This window comes from Cupriavidus sp. FW305-27 (assembly GCF_058787995.1).
On sequence record NZ_JBYTAG010000063.1, the window covers coordinates 23,244 to 42,651 of the forward strand.

The window sequence follows — 19,408 nt, forward strand, 5'->3', positions numbered from 1 at the left end:
CGGCGCGGTCCGCAGGCAAGGCGGGCCGGCCCATAAAGAGAGCGTGCAATGCCAAAACGCACAGACATCAAGAGCATCCTGATTATCGGCGCGGGCCCCATCATCATCGGCCAGGCGTGCGAGTTCGACTACTCCGGCGCCCAGGCCTGCAAGGCGCTGCGCGAGGAAGGCTTCAAGGTCATCCTGGTCAATTCGAACCCGGCGACCATCATGACCGACCCCAACACGGCCGATGTGACCTACATCGAGCCGATCACCTGGGAAGTGGTCGAGCGCATCATCGAGAAGGAGCGCCCGGACGCGATCCTGCCGACCATGGGCGGCCAGACCGCGCTGAACTGCGCGCTGGACCTGCACCGTCACGGCGTGCTGGACAAGTACAAGGTCGAGCTGATCGGCGCCTCGCCGGAAGCCATCGACAAGGCCGAGGACCGCCAGAAGTTCAAGGACGCCATGACCAAGATCGGTCTGGGTTCGGCCAAGTCGGGCATCGCCCACTCGATGGACGAAGCCATGGCCGTGCAGTCGCGCATTGCCCAGGAAACCGGTACCGGCGGCTACCCGATCGTGATCCGCCCGTCGTTCACGCTGGGCGGCAGCGGCGGCGGCATCGCCTACAACCGCGAAGAATTCGAAGAGATCTGCAAGCGCGGCCTGGACCTGTCGCCGACGCGCGAGCTGCTGATCGAAGAATCGCTGCTGGGCTGGAAAGAGTATGAGATGGAAGTCGTCCGCGACAAGAAGGACAACTGCATCATCATCTGCTCGATCGAGAACCTGGACCCGATGGGCATCCACACCGGCGACTCGATCACCGTCGCTCCGGCGCAGACCCTGACCGACAAGGAATACCAGATCCTGCGCAACGCGTCGCTGGCCGTGCTGCGCGAGATCGGTGTCGACACCGGCGGCTCCAACGTGCAGTTCTCGATCAACCCGAAGGACGGTCGCATGATCGTCATCGAGATGAACCCGCGGGTGTCGCGTTCGTCGGCGCTGGCCTCCAAGGCCACCGGCTTCCCGATCGCCAAGGTCGCGGCCAAGCTGGCCGTGGGCTACACGCTGGACGAGCTGAAGAACGAGATCACCGGCGGCGCGACCCCGGCCTCGTTCGAGCCGTCGATCGACTACGTGGTCACCAAGGTGCCGCGTTTCGCGTTTGAGAAATTCCCGCAGGCCGACAGCCACCTGACCACCCAGATGAAGTCGGTGGGCGAGGTGATGGCGATGGGCCGCACCTTCCAGGAATCGTTCCAGAAGGCCCTGCGCGGCCTGGAAGTGGGCGTCGACGGCCTGGACGAAAAGTCGACGGACCGTGACGAGGTCGTCGAGGAAATCGGCGAAGCCGGCCCCGACCGCATCTGGTACGTGGGCGACGCCTTCCGCCTGGGCATGTCGCTGGAAGAGGTCTATGCCGAGACCGACATCGACCCGTGGTTCCTGGCCCAGATCGAAGACATCATCAAGACCGAAGGCCTGGTCAAGGCGCGCACGCTGGAAAGCCTGTCGACCGCCGAGCTGCGCTTCCTGAAGCAGAAGGGCTTCTCCGACCGCCGCCTGGCCAAGCTGCTGAAGACCGACGCCAAGGCCGTGCGCGAAGCGCGCATCGCCCAGAACGTGCGCCCGGTCTACAAGCGCGTGGACACCTGCGCGGCCGAGTTCGCCACCAACACCGCCTACATGTACTCGACCTACGAGGCCGAGCATGGCGAGTGCGAGGCGCAGCCGACCGACAAGAAGAAGATCATGGTGCTGGGCGGCGGCCCGAACCGGATCGGCCAGGGCATCGAGTTCGACTACTGCTGCGTGCACGCCGCGCTGGCGCTGCGCGAAGACGGGTACGAGACCATCATGGTCAACTGCAACCCGGAAACCGTGTCGACCGACTATGACACCTCGGACCGCCTGTACTTCGAGCCGCTGACGCTGGAAGACGTGCTGGAGATCGTCGCGCTCGAGAAGCCGGTCGGCGTGATCGTGCAGTACGGCGGCCAGACCCCGCTGAAGCTGGCGCTGGACCTGGAAGCCAACGGCGTGCCCATCATCGGCACCAGCCCCGACATGATCGACGCGGCCGAGGACCGCGAGCGCTTCCAGAAGCTGCTGCAGGAACTGGGCCTGCGCCAGCCGCCCAACCGCACCGCGCGTGCCGAGGACGAAGCGCTGCGCCTGGCCGAAGAAATCGGCTACCCGCTGGTGGTGCGCCCGTCGTACGTGCTGGGCGGCCGCGCCATGGAAATCGTGCATGAGCCGCGCGACCTCGAGCGCTACATGCGCGAGGCCGTCAAGGTCTCGAACGATTCCCCGGTGCTGCTGGACCGCTTCCTGAACGACGCCATCGAGTGCGACGTCGATGCCATCTCCGACGGCAAGCGCGTCTTCATCGGCGGCGTGATGGAGCACATCGAGCAGGCTGGCGTGCACTCGGGCGACTCCGCGTGCTCGCTGCCGCCGTACTCGCTGTCGGCCGAGACCGTGGCTGAACTGAAGCGCCAGACCGCCGCGATGGCCAAGGCGCTGAACGTGATCGGCCTGATGAACGTGCAGTTCGCGATCCAGCAGAACGACGGCGTCGATACCGTCTACGTGCTGGAAGTGAACCCGCGCGCCTCGCGCACCGTGCCGTACGTGTCCAAGGCCACCGGCTTGCAGTTGGCCAAGATCGCCGCGCGCTGCATGGCGGGCCAGTCGCTGGACGAGCAGGGTATCGGCGAAGAAGTCATCCCGCCGTACTACAGCGTCAAGGAAGCGGTGTTCCCGTTCAACAAGTTCCCGGGCGTCGATCCGGTCCTCGGACCTGAAATGCGCTCGACCGGCGAAGTGATGGGCGTGGGCAAGGCCTTCGGCGAGGCGCTGTTCAAGAGCCAGCTGGCCGCGGGTTCGCGCCTGCCGGAGAAGGGCACCGTGCTGATCACCGTGAAGGACAGCGACAAGCCGCGCGCCGTTGGCGTGGCACGCATGCTGCACGACATGGGCTACCCGATCGTTGCCACCCGCGGCACCGCGTCGGCCATCGAGGCCGCCGGCATCCCGGTCAAGACCGTCAACAAGGTCAAGGACGGCCGTCCGCATATCGTGGACATGATCAAGAACGGCGAACTGGCGCTGGTGTTCACCACCGTGGACGAAACCCGCACCGCGATTGCCGATTCGCGCTCGATCCGGACCTCGGCGCTGGCCCACCGCATTCCTTACTACACCACCATCGCCGGCGCCCGCGCCGCGGTGGAGGGCCTGAAGCACATGCAGAGCCTGGAGGTCTACGACCTGCAGAGCCTGCACGCCTCGCTGGCCTGAAGCCCCGCAGGTAAGGCAAGCGGCACATCGCCACTGACCGGGCGCATTGCGCCCGGTCAAGGCCAGGAAGCCCGCCGGAGTTGCTGCCGGCGGGCTTCCTGGCCTAAACTACGTCAAATTCGCCGATCGATGCGGCGTGCCCGCATTCGGTCCTGTCTGAAAGCCGCGGTTGAGCGGAAGTGCCCTGGCAGCATTGGTCAGGGATGGCTCCAGCTCCGCTGCGGCTCATTTTTTTGTTGAACGAAGACATGAGCACCATTCCGATTACCAAGCGTGGCGCAGAGCTCCTGAAGGAGGAGTTGCAGCGCCTGAAGGCTGTCGAGCGTCCGGCGGTGATCAATGCGATCTCGGAAGCCCGCGCACAGGGCGACCTGTCTGAAAACGCCGAATACGACGCCGCCAAGGAAAAGCAAGCCTTTATCGAAGGCCGCATCCTGGAAGTGGAGGCCAAGCTGTCGGCCGCGCAGATCATCGACCCGACCCAGCTGGACACCGACGGCCGCATCGTCTTTGGCGCGACTGTGGACCTGGAAGACCTGGAGTCCGGCAGTCCCGTCAGCTACCAGATCGTGGGCGATGACGAAGCCGACATCGACGTCGGCAAGATCTCAGTCAGCTCGCCCATCGCGCGTGCGCTGATCGGCAAGTTCGAAGGCGACGTCGCAACCGTGCTGGCCCCTGGTGGCGAGCGCGAGTACGAAGTCATTACCGTACGCTATATCTGACGCCGGCCCGGCCGGCAGGCTTGCACCTGGCCCGGCCCACCGGAAAGACCGGCACGTGTTCTCCAATTCCTATAACAATCTGCCGCCGCTGCCGCACCGCATCTTCCTGCTGCTGACGGTGGTGTGGGCAGGCAGCCTCTGGACCGTCGGCTACATGGTGGCGCCGACCTTGTTCTCGGTGCTGCCCAGCCGCGAGATGGCGGGCATGATCGCCGGGCACCTGTTCCATACCGAGGCCATCGTCGGGGTCACCATCGGCGTGCTGCAGCTGGTGCTGTGCAACGTGATGATCCGGCGCGGTGCCCACCGCTATCGCGGCCTGCGCTGGCTGGTGCTGGGCATGTTGTGCTGCGTGCTGGCGGGCTACTTCGGCACCCAGCCGTTCATGGCCGGCCTGAAGGAAAAGGCGCTGGCGCTGGGCGTCGGCGTTTCGGAATCGCCTTACAAGGCGCAGTTCGGCATGCTGCACGGCGTGTCGAGCGCCTTCTACCTGCTGCAAAGCCTGCTGGCGCTGGTGCTGGTGTGGCGCGCTTCGGCGCCGCGTTCGGCCGGGGAATGAGGCCGGCCGCCGGCACCGCCACGGGCGTGGCGTGCCGGCATCGGGCGTCGCCTGGCAGCGACCCCGCCATGCTTCAGCTGATCGTGCTCAGCCCAGCGCCTTCTTCTTCTGGCTGGTCGGGCGTGCGCGCGAACGCTTCACATTGCCGCCGGCGGTGACGCGCTCGTTGCCAAGCACCGTGACTTCCTTGCGGGTCGGACGGCGGTTCGGCGCGGCGCTGGGCTTCTTGACCGTCACCGTGCGCGGGGCCGCGCCGCCACGGCGGGCGGGGGTGTGGCGGCCCAGGTCTTCGGCCTGGTTTTCCTTCAGGCGCGCTTCGCCCGGACGCCAGACCACCAGCAGCTTGCCGATATGCTGGATCGGCGCGGCGCTGAGCTGGTCGCAGATTTCTTCGTAGATGGCGATGCGCGCATCGCGATCGTCGCCGAACACGCGGATCTTGATCAGGTCGTGGGCGGCCAGGCTGCGGTCGATCTCGGCCAGTACGGCACGGGTCAGGCCTTCGGCGCCGACCATCACGACCGGGTTCAGGGCATGGGCACGGGAGCGCAGGTCAGAGCGCTGGGCAGGGACTAGTTGTAGAGCAGGCATAAGTTGGCGCTGATTATTAGGCGCTTGAAATAGTGATAGAGCGCGTGGGCGCTGAAAATCGGGCGCTGCAGCCCGCGCCGGTCGTGACACGGCGGGTCGGGCAGGGACAGGCTGCCGACGGCCGCCCGGGGGCGGCAAGCCGGCAGCTGATAAGGCGAGCCGGCGGTCGGGATGCGGATTGGCGCGTATTATCCGTCAATCCGGCACTGTCGGGCAGCAAAATCATCAAAACAGTAGGAAAACCTTCGCGGGCGGCATTGACCGGCGGGCGGGGCAGGGAACAGGCTGGTAACTGGCATGGCAAAAAACAAGTTCAATCATTCGTGGCTGCACGACCACATCAACGATCCGTACGTGAAAATGGCCCAGCGCGAGGGCTATCGCGCCCGCGCGGCCTACAAGCTCAAGGAGATCGACGAGCAGGACAAGCTGATCCGCCCGGGGCAGGTGATCGTCGATCTGGGCGCGGCGCCGGGCAGCTGGAGCCAGTACGCCCGCAACAAGCTGGCGGACTCGCCCCGGGCCAAGGACGGCAGGATCGATGGCGCCGTGGTCGCGATCGACCTGCTGCCGATGGAACCGGTCGCCGACGTCACTTTCATCCAGGGTGACTTTCGCGAGGAATCAGTCTTCCGCGAACTGGAAAGTGTGGTGCTGGACGCCTCCGGCGGTAACAAGATTGACCTTGTTTTGTCGGACATGGCCCCCAATTTGTCCGGTGTGGCCTTCGCCGATGCAGCACGGATCGAGTACCTGTGCGACCTGGCGCTGGAATTTGCGCAGGCCCACCTTAAGCCGGAGGGGGCATTGCTGGTAAAGTGCTTCCACGGGAGCGGCTACAGCCAGATCGTGGAGAAGTTCAAACGGCATTTCAAAGTGGTTGCGAAACGCAAGCCCAAGGCGTCTCGCGACAAGTCTTCCGAAACCTTTATCCTTGGGCGCTACCTCAAGGCAGTGGATTGACCGGTCTCGATACAAGCCAGGGCGAAAAAAGAAGCGTGGAAAGTGCCCCACCCGGTGCTATCGGCATCATAGTTTCTCTGTTTCCCCCCGAGGGCGGGCGCTGCATTACAATGCAGCTATCCGTTGGCAAGGCAATTGCAAAGGAGTTCGGCCTTGAATAACAACCTGTTTCAAAAGGCGGCAATCTGGCTCGTAATCGCGCTGGTGTTGTTTACCGTCTTCAAGCAGTTCGACAAGCCCCGTGCGCAGGACAGCGTCACCTATTCGCAGTTCATGGATGACGCCAAGAATGGCAAGGTGTCGCGTGTCGACGTGCAGGGCCGCAACCTGGTGGTCTCGCCTAAGGAAGGCGCCAAGTACACCATCATCTCGCCGGGCGACATCTGGATGGTCGGCGACCTGATGAAGTACGGCGTCCAGGTGACCGGCAAGGCGGACGACGAACCCAACGTGCTGGTGCAGGCCCTGTATTACCTCGGGCCGACCCTGCTGATCATCGTGTTCTGGTTCTACATGATGCGCCAGATGCAGGGGGGCGGCAAAGGCGGCGCTTTCTCATTCGGCAAGTCGCGTGCGCGCCTGATCGACGAGAACCAGAACGCCGTCACGTTCCAGGACGTCGCCGGCTGCGACGAGTCCAAGGAAGAAGTGGTCGAGCTGGTCGACTTCCTGAAGGACCCGCAGAAATTCCAGAAGCTGGGCGGGCGCATCCCGCGCGGCGTGCTGCTGGTAGGCCCTCCGGGTACCGGCAAGACGCTGCTGGCGCGCGCCATTGCCGGCGAGGCCAAGGTGCCGTTCTTCAGCATCTCGGGTTCCGACTTTGTGGAAATGTTCGTCGGCGTGGGCGCGGCCCGCGTGCGCGACATGTTCGAGAACGCCAAGAAGCAGGCACCCTGCATCGTGTTCATCGATGAAATCGACGCGGTCGGCCGCCATCGTGGCGCCGGCATGGGCGGCGGCAACGACGAGCGCGAGCAGACCCTGAACCAGATGCTGGTCGAGATGGACGGCTTCGAGGCCAACTCGGGCGTGATCGTGATCGCCGCGACCAACCGTGCCGACGTGCTGGACAAGGCGCTGCTGCGTCCGGGCCGTTTCGACCGCCAGGTCTACGTGGGCCTGCCGGACATCCGCGGCCGCGAGCAGATCCTGAAGGTCCATATGCGCAAGGTGCCGATCGGCAACGATGTCGACGCCTCGATCATCGCGCGCGGCACCCCGGGCTTCTCGGGCGCGGACCTGGCCAACCTGGTCAACGAAGCCGCACTGTTTGCCGCCCGCCGGAGCAAGCGCGTGGTCGACATGCAGGACTTCGAGGACGCCAAGGACAAGATCTACATGGGTCCGGAGCGCAAGTCGACGGTCATGCGCGAAGAAGAGCGCCGGGCCACGGCTTACCATGAGTCGGGCCATGCGGTAGTGGCCAAGCTGCTGCCCAAGGCTGACCCGGTGCACAAGGTCACCATCATGCCGCGTGGCTGGGCGCTGGGTGTGACCTGGCAGCTGCCGGAGCATGACAAGTATTCGAAGTACAAGGACAGCATGCTGGAAGAGGTTGCCATCCTCTTCGGCGGCCGTGCGGCGGAAGAGGTCTTCCTCAACGCCATGAGCACCGGTGCTTCCAACGACTTCGAGCGCGCCACCAAGCTCGCCCGCGACATGGTGACCCGCTTCGGCATGAGCGATTCGCTGGGTGCCATGGTCTACGTGGATACCGAGCAGGATGGCATGTTCGGCAAGCTGTCGTCGAAGACGGTGTCGGAAGCCACGCAGCAGAAGGTCGACGCCGAGATCCGCCGCATCATCGACGAGCAATACGCGCTGGCCAAGCGCCTGCTCGAAGAGAACCGCGACAAGGTCGAAGCCATGACCAACGCGCTGATGGAATGGGAAACCATCGATGCCGACCAGGTCAACGACATCATGGCCGGCAAGCCGCCGCGTCCGCCGCGCAGCGCGTCGGGCCCGAACGGCGGCGGCAGCACGCCTCCGGGCGGGTCGCCGGTGGCGCCGACCAACGCGCCCGCCACGGCCTGATCCTGGTTCGTCCACAGACGACGCCGTAGTGATGGCTGTGTAGTGTGCCTGTCCCTGAAGCCGGTGCCTGGTGCACCGGCTTTTCCTTTTGCGCGGCATCTGCCGCGCCCGGATTGAATCAAGCATTCCTACCTTGCAGCAGACTTCTCAGACCAGGTATTTCCAGTGCGGCCGTTTTCGCTTTGCCCTGGACCAGCGCCCGCTGGTGATGGGTATCCTCAACGTCACGCCCGATTCCTTCTCGGATGGCGGCCAGCATGCCAGCCGGGACGCGGCGCTGCGCCATGCCGGGCAGATGATCGCCGAGGGCGTGGACATCATCGACATCGGCGGGGAATCCAGCCGGCCCGGTTCGGCGGCGCTGCCGCTGGAAGACGAACTGGCGCGCGTGATCCCGGTGGTGGAAGCACTGCGCGACTGCGGCAAGCCGCTTTCGGTCGATACCTACAAGCCCGAGGTCATGCGCGCCGCGCTTGCGGCCGGAGCCGATCTCATCAACGATATCTGGGGTTTCCGCATGCCGGGCGCGGTCGAGGCCGTGGCGGCGGGGCAGGCGGGCCTGTGCGTGATGCATATGCAGCGCGATCCGCAGACCATGCAGGAAGACCCGCACTACGATGACGTGGTCGCCGAGGTGGCCGGGTTCCTTGCCGAGCGCATTGCCGTGCTGCGCGCTGCCGGCATCGACGATGCGCGCATCTCCCTCGATCCGGGGTTTGGCTTCGGCAAGACACCCGATCATAATCTGCGCCTGCTCGGCCAACTGCCGCGGCTGGCGCTTGAGGGCCTGCCGGTGCTGGCTGGCATCTCGCGCAAGTCCACGCTGGGCGCGGTCCTTGGTGGCCGGCCGCCGCAGCAGCGTGTTGCCGCCAGCATTGCCGCCGCGGTGTGTGCGCTGGAGCGCGGAGCATTTATTGTGCGCGTGCATGATGTGGAGCAGACGGTGGACGCCGTGAAGACCTGGTGGGCGGTGCGCAACGAGTCCGTTGGCGCGGCCTGAACCAGCCGCGGCCACCGCAGGCAGAACAACGATCAGAGTAAAGAAAGGGAATCAGCGAATGACACGCAAGTATTTCGGGACAGATGGCGTGCGGGGCAGGGTCGGCGAGGCGCCGATCACGCCGGACTTCGTGATGCGCCTGGGCCATGCGGCCGGCAAGGTGCTGGCCCACGGCGCCAAGACCGGGCAAGGCAAGCCGACCGTGCTGATCGGCAAGGACACGCGCATTTCCGGCTATATGCTGGAAGCGGCGCTGGAAGCCGGCTTCACCTCGGCCGGCGTGCACGTGCTGCTGACCGGCCCGCTGCCGACGCCGGGCATCGCCTATCTGACGCGGGCGCTGCGGCTGTCCGCCGGCGTGGTGATCTCGGCCAGCCACAATCCCTACTACGACAACGGCATCAAGTTCTTTTCGGCCGACGGCGACAAGCTGCCCGATGCGGTCGAGGCAGAGATCGAGGCTGCCATCGAAGAGCCGATGGTGTGCGCGCCGTCCGATGACCTGGGCCGCGCGCGCCGCATCAACGATGCGCCCGGCCGCTATATCGAGTTCTGCAAGAGCACCTTCCCGCATGAGCAGGACCTGTACGGCCTGAAACTGGTGGTCGACTGCGCCCATGGCGCCGCCTACCACATCGCGCCGCACGTGTTCCATGAGCTGGGCGCCGACGTGGTTTCGATCGGCAACCAGCCGGACGGCCGCAATATCAACGACGGCTACGGCGCCACCGCGCCGGCCAAGCTGGTTGAGGCGGTCAAGGCCCATGGCGCTGACCTGGGCCTGGCCTTTGACGGCGACGCCGACCGCTTGCAGGTGGTGGATGCCGACGGCCGTCTCTACAACGGCGACGAACTGCTGTATCTGATCGTGCGCGACCGCCAGGCCGCTGGCCAGGCGGTGCCGGGTGCCGTGGGCACGCTGATGACCAATATGGCGGTGGAGCTCGCGCTCAAGCGCCAGGGCGTGGAATTCGTGCGCGCCAAGGTGGGTGACCGCTATGTGCTGGAAGAGTTGAACAAGCGCAGCTGGACTCTGGGCGGCGAGGGCTCCGGCCACCTGCTGTGCCTGGACCGCCACAGCACCGGCGACGGCATCGTGTCGGCGCTGCAGGTGCTGGCCGCGCTGCGCCGCAGCGGCAAGACTCTGGCGCAGTTGCTCGAGGGCGTAAGGCTGTTCCCGCAGACGCTCATCAACGTGCGCGTGCAGAAAGGCTTCGACTGGCAGTCGCATGCCGGCCTGCAGGCCGCGCGCGCGGCGGTCGAGCCTGAACTGGAGGGGCGCGGCCGGGTGCTGATCCGTGCCTCCGGCACCGAGCCGGTGGTGCGCGTGATGGTCGAGGCCGAGCAGGCTGAAATGGCCGAGCGCGCGGCCAGGCGGCTGGCCGATGCCTTGGGCGCCTGATGCGCCGCCCCCTGACCAGGAACGCCGGGCCAGTCCCGGCGTTTTTTTATTCCATAACGCAATTAACCGCCGTCATATTGCGTCACCATGATTGCCGGATGGCCGCGGCGATCCCTTGCTGGAGGCCGGTTCCAAGAAGATTTAAAGATGTCACGGAATTGTCATACAGGGAGCATAGAGTTCGTCTTGTCAAAAATTTGTCATTCCCAACCAATGTTCTCTGGAGGACATATGAAGCTGGTCAAGACTGCCGTGGCAGGCATCGTTTCGATGGTGGTGGCGGGTACTGCGTTCGCGGCGGAAATTACCGGTGCAGGCGCTTCTTTCCCGGCGCCCGTGTATTCCAAGTGGGCCGACGCATACCAAAAAGCAACGGGTAATAAGGTCAACTATCAATCCATCGGCTCGTCGGGCGGGATCAAGCAGATCGGCGCCAAGACGGTCGATTTCGGTGCCTCGGACGCGCCGCTGAAGGACGAGGACCTGAACAAGCAGGGCCTGGTCCAGTTCCCGACCGTGATCGGCGGCGTGGTGCCGGTGATCAACCTGCAGGGCGTAAAGCCGGGCGATCTGACCATCACGGGCGAAGTGCTGGCCAATATCTACCTGGGCAAGATCAAGAAGTGGGATGACCCCGCGATCAAGGCGCTGAACCCGCAAGCCAAGCTGCCGAGCCAGGACATCCTGCCGGTGCGCCGCGCCGACGGTTCGGGCACTACCTTCATCTTCACCAACTACCTGTCCAAGGTCAGCCCGGACTGGAAGAGCGCGGTGGGCGAGGGCACCACGGTCAACTGGCCGGGCGGCGGCACCGGCGGCAAGGGCAACGAGGGCGTCGCCGCCTTCGTGCAGCGCCTGAACGGCGCCATCGGCTACGTCGAGTACGCCTACGCCAAGCAGAACAAGATGACCCACGTGAACATGAAGAACGCGTCGGGTGCCGTGGTCAAGCCGGGCGACGATGCCTTCAAGGCTGCCGCCGCCGGTGCGGACTGGAGCAAGACCTACTACCAGATCTTGACCAACCAGCCGGGCAAGGAAGCCTGGCCGATCGCCGGCGCCACCTTCATCCTGGTCCACAAGAACCAGGAAAAGGCCGCGCAGGGTGCCGAAGTGCTGAAGTTCTTCGACTGGGCCTACAAGAGCGGCGCCAACATGGCCGCCGACCTTGACTACGTGCCGCTGCCGGAAAACGTTGTGAACCAGATCCGTTCGACCTGGAAGACCAGCGTCAAGGACGCCTCGGGCAAGGCGCTGTACTGATCCTGACGGCATCGCCGGCCCCGCGCGAGTGCGGGGCCGGTGGCCGGGCTGCCCGAAACTGGCCCGGACACCAGGCTCCCGCCCAGGCGGGAGCTGCGATCCACCCTGAATTCCCGACATGGCGACTACCCCCTCCGAGATCCGCAACGTCCAGCCCCCGAGCCGCATGGGCGACATCCTGTTCGGCGGCCTGACGCGGGGCGCCGCGATCGTGACCCTGCTGCTGCTGGGCGGCATCATCGTCTCGCTCGCGATCAGCGCCTGGCCGTCGATCCAGACCTTCGGTGCGCGCTTCCTGTGGACCGCGGAGTGGGATCCTCCCGCCGATGTCTATGGCGCGCTGGTGCCCATCTACGGCACCATCGTGACCTCGCTGATCGCGCTGATCATCGCGGTGCCGGTGAGCTTCGGCATCGCGCTGTTCCTGACCGAGCTGTCGCCGGCCTGGCTGCGCCGCCCGCTGGGCACGGCCATCGAACTGCTCGCCGCGGTGCCGTCGATCGTCTACGGCATGTGGGGCCTGCTCGTGTTCGCGCCGATCTTCGGCGAGTATTTCCAGAAGCCCCTGGCCGCCACGGTGGGCCAGCTGCCGGTGGTCGGCAAGCTGTTCCAGGGCGCGCCGCTGGGCATCGGCCTGCTGTGCGCGGGCGTGATCCTGGCGATCATGATCATCCCGTACATCGCTTCGGTGATGCGCGACGTGTTTGAAGTCACCCCGGTGCTGCTCAAGGAATCGGCCTACGGCGTGGGCTGCACCACCTGGGAAGTGATGTGGAACGTGGTGCTGCCCTACACCCGCGCCGGTGTCATCGGCGGCGTGATGCTGGGCCTGGGCCGCGCACTGGGCGAGACCATGGCCGTCACCTTCGTGATCGGCAACACCAACCTGCTGGACAGCGCCTCGCTGTTCTCGCCGGGCAACAGCATCACCTCGGCGCTCGCCAACGAATTCGCCGAAGCCGGCGCCGGCCTGCACACCGCGGCGCTGATGGAACTGGGCCTGATCCTGTTCTTCATTACCTTCGTGGTGCTGGCGCTGTCCAAGCTGCTGCTGCTGCGACTGGCAAAGAATGAGGGAACCAAATGAGCGCGAGTCAAGCTGTGTCAACCGCATCGATCCCGGCGGTCCGTGCCGACGCGGATGCTATTCGCACCCGGCTGCAGGCGCGCCGCCGCCGCACCAACCTGTATGCACTGACCGCCTCGCTGGTGGCGATGGGCTTCGGCCTGTTCTGGCTGGCGTGGATCCTGTGGACCACCGTCACGCTGGGCGTGGGCGGCCTGTCGCTGGACCTGTTCACGCAGATGACCCCGGCGCCGAATACCGCTGGCGGCGGCCTGGCCAACGCCATCTTCGGCAGCTTCGTGATGGTCGGCATGGCCACGCTGTTCGGCACGCCGCTGGGCATCCTGGCCGGCATCTACCTGGCCGAGTACGGCAAGAGCTCGCCGCTGGCCAGCTTTATCCGCTTTATCAACGACATCCTGCTGTCGGCGCCGTCGATTGTGATCGGCCTCTTTGTCTACGCGCTGGTGGTGACCCGCATGGGCCACTTCTCGGGCTGGGCCGGGATCTGCGCGCTGGCGCTGCTGCAGGTGCCGATCGTGGTGCGCACCACCGAGAACATGCTGAACCTGGTGCCCAACGCGCTGCGCGAGGCGGCCTTCGCACTCGGCACGCCCAAGTGGAAGATGGTGCTGTCGATCACGGTGAAGTCATCCTACGCCGGCATTGTGACCGGGGTGTTGCTGGCCGTCGCCCGTATCGCCGGCGAGACCGCGCCGCTGCTGTTCACCGCGCTGTCCAATCAGTTCTGGACCAGCGACCTGAACAAGCCGATGGCCAACCTGCCGGTGACGATCTTCCGCTTTGCCATGAGCCCGTTCACCGAATGGCAGCAACTGGCCTGGGCGGGTGTGTTCCTGATTACGATCGGCGTGCTGGCCCTGAATATCCTGGCGCGCATCCTGTTCAAGAAATAAGCGGCCGGACCACGCAAACCGTCCCGCCCAAAGACTGCAAGCGAGAAACGCAATGACCTCCACCGTCATCGACATTCCCGATTCGGTACGCGCCAAGATCGACGTGCGCAACCTGAACTTCTACTACGGCCAGTTCCATGCGCTGAAGGACATCAACATGTCGATCCCCGACCGCAAGGTCACGGCCTTCATCGGACCGTCGGGCTGCGGCAAGTCGACGCTGCTGCGCACCTTCAACAAGATGTATGCGCTGTATCCCGAGCAGCGCGCCGAGGGTGAGATCAACATGGACGGCGACAACCTGCTGACCGCGCGCCAGGACATCGCGCTGCTGCGCGCCAAGGTCGGCATGGTGTTCCAGAAGCCGACACCGTTCCCGATGTCGATCTACGACAACATCGCCTTCGGCGTGCGCCTGTTCGAGAAGCTGTCGCGCTCGGAGATGGACGACCGCGTGGAATGGGCGCTGACCAAGGCGGCGCTGTGGAACGAGGCCAAGGACAAGCTGCATCAGTCCGGCTACGGCCTGTCCGGCGGCCAGCAGCAGCGCCTGTGCATCGCGCGCGGCATTGCCATCCGCCCGGAAGTGCTGCTGCTGGACGAGCCGTGCTCGGCACTCGATCCGATTTCCACCGGCCGCATCGAGGAACTGATCGCGGAGCTGAAGGACGAGTACACGGTCGTGATCGTTACCCACAACATGCAGCAGGCGGCGCGCTGCTCGGACTACACCGCCTACATGTACCTGGGCGAACTGATCGAGTTCGGCGAGACCGAGAAGATCTTCATCAAGCCGCACCGCAAGGAAACGGAAGACTACATTACCGGCCGGTTCGGCTGATCGTTACCGCAGGGCGTAGCATATCCATAAGCGGCCAGGAGAATCCCATGCCAGACAAGCACCTGTCGACCCAGTTCGACGCCGACCTCAACGCGATCAACACCAAGCTGCTGCAGATGGGCGGCCTGGTCGAGTCGCAGATCGAGCTCGCCATGCGCGCGCTGTCCGACTTCGATGGCGAGACCGCCGACCAGGTCATCGCCCGGGAGATCCAGCTCAACGCGCTGGAAGTCGAGATCGATGCCGACTGCGGCAACATCATTGCCCGGCGCCAGCCGACCGCGCGCGACCTGCGCCTGGTGATGGCCATCTCCAAGACCATCACCAACCTGGAGCGCGCCGGCGACGAGGCCGAGAAGATCGCCAAGCGCACCAAGCACATCATGGAAGACGCGTCGGCGCACAGCATCAATTACGCCGAGGTCAAGCTCTCGGGCGAGATGGCGATCTCGCTGCTGCGCCAGGCGCTGGACGCCTTTGCGCGCCTGGACACCGTGGCGGCGGCGCGCATCGTCAAGGACGACAAGGCCATCGACGAGGAATTCCGCGGCTTCGTGCGCAAGCTGATCACGTACATGATGGAAGACCCGCGTACGATCTCGGTCGCGCTGGATTTCCTGTTCATCGCCAAGGCGGTGGAGCGCATTGGCGATCACGCCAAGAACATCGCGGAATTTATCATTTACATTGTCAAGGGGACGGACGTCCGCCATGTCTCGCGCGAGGACATGGAGCGCGAAGCGCTGAGCTGAACTCAGCCGCCCACGGAGAACAATTACATGCCAAGCAGTATTCTCGTTGTCGAAGACGAACCGGCGATCGCCGAACTGATCGCCGTGAACCTGCAGCACGCGGGGCACTATCCGATTCGGGCCTACAACGCCGAGCAGGCGCTGTCGCTGATGAGCGATGTGCTGCCCGACCTGGTGCTGCTCGACTGGATGCTCCCGGGCAAGTCGGGCGCGAACTTCGCCAAGGAGTTGCGGGCCAACGACCGCACCCGCCAGATCCCCATCATCATGCTGACCGCCCGCGGCGAGGAGCAGGACAAGGTGATGGGGCTTGAGGCCGGCGCCGACGACTACGTCACCAAGCCGTTCTCGCCCAAGGAACTGCTGGCGCGGATCAAGGCGGTGCTGCGCCGCCGTGCGCCGCAGCTGACCGACGATGTGGTGGCCATCAACGGCCTGCGCCTGGACCCGGCCACGCACCGTGTCACCGGCCAGGACGACAGCGGCGCGATCAAGCTGGAGCTGGGTCCGACCGAGTTCCGCCTGCTGCACTTCCTGATGACGCATCCGGAGCGCGTGCACAGCCGCTCGCAACTGCTCGACCAGGTCTGGGGCGACCATGTCTTTGTCGAGGAGCGTACCGTCGACGTCCATATCAAGCGCCTGCGCGCCGCGCTCACCCCCGGCGGCTACAGCAATATGATCGAAACCGTGCGCGGCAGTGGCTACCGCCTGGCGCGCACGCCCGGCGCCTGACGCGCCGGACATGGGAGGGCGGCTCGACGTGCTGCCCTGCCAGAGCCCACGCTGCTGGCAGGGCGCGGCGCATTCGTGGCACACTCCGTCGCAACCCTGCAGCCTTCCGTGGCTGCGAGCCTGAACCCTGCGCATGAATGTCATCTGGGCCCGTTCCGTGGCCATCCTGATCAGCCTGCTGGTGCTGTCCGCCGGTGTTTACCTGGCCGTGGGCCCGGTGCCGGCGCTGGCGCTGGCATGCGTATCGCTGCTCGGGCTGCTGTTCTACTACCTGTACCAGATCAACCGCCTGTGGAAGGTGCTTGATGCGCCGGTCTACGGCGAGATCCCCAGTGCACTCGGGCTTTGGGGCGAGGTGTATTACCGGCTGCACCGGCTGGTCAAGCGCTGGCGCACCCAGGTGCTGCAGGTCGAGCAGCAGCACACGCGCTTTATCCAGGCCATCCAGGCTTCGCCCAACGGCGTGCTGATGCTGGACGACGCCGACCAGATCGAGTGGTGCAACGACGTGGCCGAGCAGCATTTCGGCCTGAACGCGCGGCGCGACGTGCGCCAGCGCATCACCCACCTGATCCGCCGCCCCGAGTTCGTCCACTACCTGACCCGGCAGCGCTTCGATGACCCACTGGTGATGCGCGACATGGGCGAGCACAAGCACAGCGTGATCGCGGTGCAGATCCTGCCCTATGGCGACAACCGCAAGCTGGTGATCACGCAGGACATCACCAAGCTCGAAAACACCGAGGCGATGCGGCGCGACTTCGTTGCCAACGTGTCGCACGAACTGAAGACGCCGCTGACGGTGCTGACCGGCTTCCTGGAAACCGTGCGCGACCTGCCGGTGTCGGAAGACGACCGGCGCCGCTACATCGACATGATGCTGGCGCAGTCGGTGCGCATGCAGAGCATCGTCGAAGACCTGCTGGCGCTGGCCAAGCTGGAAAGCGATGCGCAGCCGCCCGGCAATGACATCGTGCCGATCCGTGCCATGGTGGCGCACCTGACCCACGACGCCGAGGCGCTGTCGCAGGGACGGCACCAGGTCTCGGCCGAGATCGACCCGACCGTCGGCATGCGTGGCGCCGAGACCGAACTGCTGTCGGCGCTGGGCAACCTGGTGTCGAACGCCGTGCGCTACACGCCGGACGGGGGGCGCATCACCATCAGGCTGGCCTGGGAAGAGGGTCATGCCGTGTTCTCGGTGGCCGATACCGGCCTGGGCATCGCTCCCGAGCATATTCCCCGGCTGACCGAGCGCTTCTACCGCGTGGACCGCAGCCGCTCGCGCGACACCGGCGGCACCGGGCTGGGGCTGGCCATCGTCAAGCACGTGCTGTCACGCCACCATGCGGACCTGCGCGTGACCAGCGAAGAGGGCCGGGGCAGCGTGTTCCGCGTGATCTTCCCGCTTGAACGCAGCCTGCGTTCGGCCGGGGAGGGCGCGGACATGCCAGCGCCAGGCAGCGGCCCGACCGCGCCGCCGCAGTCGCCGGACACCTCGCGGCGCGCCGCCTGACCCGTAAAGGAAAACCCCGCCGCGGCGGGGTTTTGCATGTTATGCCTCAGGGAAGCCTCCTCGGCTCCTGGCGCAGGGTGGGCAACAGAAGCCCGCTCAGGGCATCCCCCCAAACATCACCAGCATATCGTTCTGACTCACATGTGGACGCTTCGAGCGCGTCTGCTTGCGTGCATAGTTGCCGTCCGGCTGCATGATCCACGCCGAGGCGTTGTCGCGCAGGTGCACCTGCAGGCTTTCCTTGATGACGCGTGCCTTCAGCGCCTTGTCCAGCACCGGGAAGGCAACTTCCACGCGGCGGAACAGGTTGCGGTCCATCCAGTCGGCGCTGGACAGGTACAGCACCTCTTCGCCGCCGGCGTAGAAGTAGTAGACCCGGTGGTGTTCCAGGAAGCGGCCGATGATCGAGCGCACCGAGATGTTCTCGGACATGCCCGGCACGCCCGGCATCAGCGCACACACGCCGCGCACGATCAGGTCGATCTTCACCCCCGCGCGCGAGGCCTTGTACAGCTCGTCGATGATCGATGGCTCCAGCAGCGCGTTCATCTTGGCGATGATGCGCGCGGGCTTGCCGGCGCGCGCGTTGCGGGCCTCGGCGCGGATATGGTCGACCAGGTTGCTCTGCATGGTGAAGGGCGACTGCCACAGGTGGTTCAGCCGGATGGTGCCGGCGGTGCCGGTCAGCAGCTGGAACACGTGATGCACGTCTTCGCAGATCTCCTCGTTGGCCGTCAGCAGGCCGAAGTCGGTGTAGAGGCGGGCGGTGCGCGGATGGTAGTTGCCGGTGCCGAGGTGGGCGTAGCGCCGCAGCTTGACCTGCTTGGCCTTGGGGCCGGTGGGCTCGCGCCGCACGATCAGCAGCATCTTGGCGTGGCACTTGTGGCCGACCACGCCGTAGATCACGTGTGCGCCCGCGGATTCCAGGCGCTCGGCCCAGTTGATGTTGGTTTCCTCGTCAAAGCGCGCCAGCAGCTCCACCACCACGGTCACTTCCTTGCCGTTGCGCGCGGCAGTCATCAGTGCTTCCATCACCAGCGACTCATTGCCGGTGCGATAGACGGTCTGCTTGATCGCGACCACGTTGGGGTCGGCCGCGGCCAGCTGCAGCAGGTCGAGCACGGAACTGAAGCTCTCGTACGGGTGGTGCAGCAACACGTCCTGCTGGCGCATCACGTCGAACATTGACGCGCCGGCGGAGAAGGCCTTGACCGGCGCGGGCACATATGGCGCAAACTTCAGCGCGGGCCGGTCCACCATGTCGGGGATCTGCATCAGCCGCACCAGGTTCACCGGGCCGGAAACACGATACAGGTCCTGCTCGGCGAGGCCCGATTCCAGCAGCAGCCGGCGTGCCAGCGGTGCCGGCGTGTCCGACGAGACTTCCAGGCGCACCGTGTCGCCGAAATGGCGCGTGGGCAGCTCGCCCTGCAGCGCCTCGCGCAGGTCGGTGATCTCGTCTTCCGAGACGAACAGGTCGGAGTTGCGCGTGACGCGGAACTGGTAGCAGCCGTGCACGGCAATCGCCGGGAACAGCTCATGCACGAAGCCCTGCATGAAGGACGACAGCATCACAAAGCCATACGGGTAGCCCGACAGCTTCTCCGGCATCTTTACCACGCGCGGCAGCGCGCGCGGCGCCTGCACGATGGCCAGGTCGGCCTCGCGGCCGAAGGCGTCCTTGCCGGACAATTCCACCACGAAGTTCAGGCTCTTGTTGAGCACGCGGGGAAAGGGGTGGGCG

16 protein-coding genes are annotated in these 19,408 nt (G+C 65.4%); 14 read left to right on the top strand and 2 right to left on the bottom strand.

Annotation, left to right across the window (positions count from 1 at the left end; all coding sequences use genetic code 11):
* The first annotated feature begins 48 nt into the window (after positions 1 to 48).
* The 3 genes from carB (at position 49) to AC3WRI_RS25655 (ending at position 4,581) form a co-directional block, all read left to right on the top strand.
* Positions 49 to 3,297: a carbamoyl-phosphate synthase large subunit gene (gene carB, locus AC3WRI_RS25645; RefSeq protein ID WP_010814320.1), complete on the top strand. Its 3,249-nt coding sequence runs from the start codon at positions 49 to 51 to the stop codon at positions 3,295 to 3,297.
* A 248-nt stretch (positions 3,298 to 3,545) separates the two neighbouring features.
* Positions 3,546 to 4,022, top strand: coding sequence for a transcription elongation factor GreA (gene greA, locus AC3WRI_RS25650; RefSeq protein WP_010814319.1), 477 nt, complete (start codon positions 3,546 to 3,548; stop codon positions 4,020 to 4,022).
* A gap of 55 nt (positions 4,023 to 4,077) precedes the next feature.
* On the top strand, positions 4,078 to 4,581 hold the full coding sequence (locus tag AC3WRI_RS25655; protein ID WP_010814318.1) for a DUF4149 domain-containing protein: 504 nt from the start codon (positions 4,078 to 4,080) through the stop codon (positions 4,579 to 4,581).
* 87 nt (positions 4,582 to 4,668) lie between these two features.
* Here the strand turns inward: AC3WRI_RS25655 and AC3WRI_RS25660 are convergent, their stop codons facing one another.
* The gene (locus AC3WRI_RS25660; protein WP_010814317.1) at positions 4,669 to 5,172 is read right to left on the bottom strand and encodes a YhbY family RNA-binding protein; all 504 of its coding nucleotides are present in this window, start codon (positions 5,170 to 5,172) and stop codon (positions 4,669 to 4,671) included.
* A 297-nt stretch (positions 5,173 to 5,469) separates the two neighbouring features.
* Between AC3WRI_RS25660 and AC3WRI_RS25665 the strand changes: the two genes are divergently transcribed.
* The 11 genes from AC3WRI_RS25665 to phoR all read left to right on the top strand — a co-directional run bounded on the left by AC3WRI_RS25665 (position 5,470) and on the right by phoR (position 17,664).
* Positions 5,470 to 6,135 carry an RlmE family RNA methyltransferase gene (locus AC3WRI_RS25665; RefSeq protein WP_010814316.1) on the top strand — a complete coding sequence of 222 codons (666 nt, stop codon included), beginning with the start codon at positions 5,470 to 5,472 and terminating at the stop codon, positions 6,133 to 6,135.
* A gap of 153 nt (positions 6,136 to 6,288) precedes the next feature.
* A complete protein-coding gene (gene ftsH / locus AC3WRI_RS25670) occupies positions 6,289 to 8,172 on the top strand; it encodes an ATP-dependent zinc metalloprotease FtsH (protein ID WP_010814315.1) in 1,884 nt (627 codons plus the stop codon).
* 133 nt (positions 8,173 to 8,305) lie between these two features.
* Entirely contained in the window at positions 8,306 to 9,172 is an 867-nt protein-coding gene (folP, locus tag AC3WRI_RS25675; RefSeq protein ID WP_041687450.1) for a dihydropteroate synthase, read from the top strand.
* Positions 9,173 to 9,230: 58 nt separating this feature from the next.
* Positions 9,231 to 10,574, top strand: a complete 1,344-nt coding sequence (gene glmM / locus AC3WRI_RS25680; RefSeq protein ID WP_010814313.1) for a phosphoglucosamine mutase — start codon at positions 9,231 to 9,233, stop codon at positions 10,572 to 10,574.
* A gap of 231 nt (positions 10,575 to 10,805) precedes the next feature.
* A complete protein-coding gene (gene pstS, locus AC3WRI_RS25685) occupies positions 10,806 to 11,837 on the top strand; it encodes a phosphate ABC transporter substrate-binding protein PstS (RefSeq protein WP_010814312.1) in 1,032 nt (343 codons plus the stop codon).
* A 118-nt stretch (positions 11,838 to 11,955) separates the two neighbouring features.
* Positions 11,956 to 12,924, top strand: a complete 969-nt coding sequence (gene pstC, locus AC3WRI_RS25690) for a phosphate ABC transporter permease PstC (RefSeq protein ID WP_011615657.1) — start codon at positions 11,956 to 11,958, stop codon at positions 12,922 to 12,924.
* Positions 12,921 to 13,820, top strand: coding sequence for a phosphate ABC transporter permease PstA (gene pstA, locus AC3WRI_RS25695; protein WP_011615656.1), 900 nt, complete (start codon positions 12,921 to 12,923; stop codon positions 13,818 to 13,820). Before pstC ends, pstA begins: the two co-directional genes overlap by 4 nt.
* 52 nt (positions 13,821 to 13,872) lie before the next feature.
* Positions 13,873 to 14,661: a phosphate ABC transporter ATP-binding protein PstB gene (gene pstB, locus AC3WRI_RS25700; protein WP_010814309.1), complete on the top strand. Its 789-nt coding sequence runs from the start codon at positions 13,873 to 13,875 to the stop codon at positions 14,659 to 14,661.
* A gap of 47 nt (positions 14,662 to 14,708) precedes the next feature.
* Entirely contained in the window at positions 14,709 to 15,413 is a 705-nt protein-coding gene (phoU, locus tag AC3WRI_RS25705; RefSeq protein ID WP_010814308.1) for a phosphate signaling complex protein PhoU, read from the top strand.
* 27 nt (positions 15,414 to 15,440) lie between these two features.
* Positions 15,441 to 16,148 (top strand): phosphate regulon transcriptional regulator PhoB, encoded by a 708-nt coding sequence (phoB, locus tag AC3WRI_RS25710; RefSeq protein ID WP_010814307.1) that lies wholly within the window; start codon positions 15,441 to 15,443, stop codon positions 16,146 to 16,148.
* Positions 16,149 to 16,281: 133 nt separating this feature from the next.
* Positions 16,282 to 17,664, top strand: a complete 1,383-nt coding sequence (gene phoR / locus AC3WRI_RS25715; RefSeq protein WP_010814306.1) for a phosphate regulon sensor histidine kinase PhoR — start codon at positions 16,282 to 16,284, stop codon at positions 17,662 to 17,664.
* 96 nt (positions 17,665 to 17,760) lie between these two features.
* On the opposite strand, the gene ppk1 is transcribed toward phoR, so the two are convergent.
* The coding region (gene ppk1 / locus AC3WRI_RS25720; protein ID WP_492294318.1) for a polyphosphate kinase 1 at positions 17,761 to 19,408 on the bottom strand (1,648 nt) is incomplete at its 5' end.